The organism is Klebsiella sp. K47, from assembly GCF_051858335.1.
Taxonomy (GTDB): Bacteria; Pseudomonadota; Gammaproteobacteria; order Enterobacterales; family Enterobacteriaceae; genus Klebsiella; species Klebsiella pneumoniae.
Genome location: NZ_JBPYUI010000627.1, coordinates 1 through 207, shown reverse-complemented (window position 1 = coordinate 207; position 207 = coordinate 1). Strand labels below are relative to the sequence as shown.

1 protein-coding gene is annotated in these 207 nt (G+C 63.3%); it reads right to left on the bottom strand.

Annotated features, from left to right (window positions below):
• Positions 1-207, bottom strand: a 207-nt coding sequence (locus RRF55_RS29490; protein WP_439419526.1) for an aldehyde dehydrogenase family protein, incomplete at both ends; no start/stop codon positions are given.

Sequence of the window (207 nt, the reverse complement as noted above, 5' to 3'; positions counted from 1 at the left end):
GACGCCGTCGGGAAGCCCGGCCTCTTTGTAGAGCTCCGCGGTGAGGAGCGAAGCGGACGGCGTAGGCGATGCTGGCTTAAGAATGAAGGCATTTCCAGTAGCAACGGCCAGCGGGTGCATCCACATCGGGACCATGGCTGGGAAGTTGAACGGGCAGATACCCGCGACGACACCGACCGGCTGACGGGTGGTGTGGATGTCGACTCC